At 53.2% G+C, this 1256-nt stretch carries 1 protein-coding gene; it reads right to left on the bottom strand.

What is annotated here, in order from left to right; all coding sequences use genetic code 11:
- Positions 1 to 87 precede the first annotated feature (87 nt).
- Positions 88 to 579, bottom strand: coding sequence for a YaiI/YqxD family protein (locus tag B7G66_RS14290; protein ID WP_003621721.1), 492 nt, complete (start codon positions 577 to 579; stop codon positions 88 to 90).
- Positions 580 to 1256 lie beyond the last annotated feature (677 nt).

The following is a 1256-nucleotide window of genomic DNA, read 5'->3' on the forward strand; positions in this document are numbered from 1 at the left end:
GTAATACCCTTTGGTGGGGGTTCGGGGGCAAAGCCCCTGAATGCTGCACTTATAACAGATGCACCCTCCGGGCGCGGCCCGTCCCTGTCATTCTGTTGGGAGGACAAACGGGGGTGGTTTTGGGCGTGTGGCGTTTTTGCGGGCGCGCACGACGGCGGTGTCGAGTGCGGAGAGGAAGTTGGAGCGGTCCCCGCGGGAGAAGCCGCGTCCCCCCTGCATGATGGCCCCGGTGGAGCGCAGGTCGTCCATCAGGTTCCTGACGGCAAGCGCCATGCCGATTGCGTTTTCATCCAGGATACGCCCGCGCGGGTCCAGCACGCAGGCGCCCTGTGCCACGCATCGCGCGGCCAGCGGGATATCGGTTGAAATCACGATATCATGGGCGTGGGCATGCCCGGCGATCCAGTCATCGGCGACATCCATGCCCTGTGTCACGACAACCCGTTCAATCAGGGGCGAGGGCGGGATGGCGATCATCCGGTTTGCCACGACAAAAGTATGCACCCCATGGCGCAGCGCCACGCGATAGGTTTCATCGCGCACCGGGCAGGCATCGGCGTCAATAAAGATCCGGGTCATGGTGGTGCTTACCCCGCCGGGGCATGGAAATACACGGTCATTCCCCGTTTTAGGTCGCCTTGCACATGTGTGACAAGGGCAGCCCCCTGCGCAGGGCCGCAGAATGCCCGGCAATAAGATCCATTCTGAATGGATGTTTAAAATGCATATCAAAGTAGCAGGCACGCACAGGGATGTTGCCCCAAGGATTCCCCCATCCCAAAGGTAAAAGACAGCGGCGCGCGCGAAGCGGATGCGATTTCAAATTAACCCATTGATAAGGAAAGGGAATAATTTCACAAAACGCCTGCTTCCCAGAAGTCGATATTTTCGTGAAGCTTTTTCAAAAAGACGGATATTGCAAAATCTCCTTGTGAACGCACGATGTTTCCCCGACAGATTGCCGCCATGCCATGTGGCATCACGCAAAACGGTGTGATAGGGTCCAGACCATAAGAGATGGCTGGAAATATTGGGGAACAGTAACCTGTTGGAATAGGAAAAGTTTTTGAAAGATCCTGATATAGGGGCTGTTTAAAAAGTCAGGATTAATAATATCCTGAAATCATATAAGGTTTTTTGGTGAAGCTTTTTCCAAAAAGCTTCAGAAAACTCTACCTTTTTCGATCAAAAAGCAGCATCCAAGAACTTTTCTTAGAGAGTGTTTGAAAACAACTCATTGATAAAAAACAAGAAAA

The organism is Novacetimonas hansenii JCM 7643, from assembly GCF_000964405.1.
Taxonomy (GTDB): Bacteria; Pseudomonadota; Alphaproteobacteria; order Acetobacterales; family Acetobacteraceae; genus Novacetimonas; species Novacetimonas hansenii.

Excerpts from the sequence above, each read along its gene's own strand:
- B7G66_RS14290 (WP_003621721.1), bottom strand. The coding sequence starts at position 579 with ATGACCCGGATCTTTATTGACGCCGATGCCTGCCCGGTGCGCGATGAA.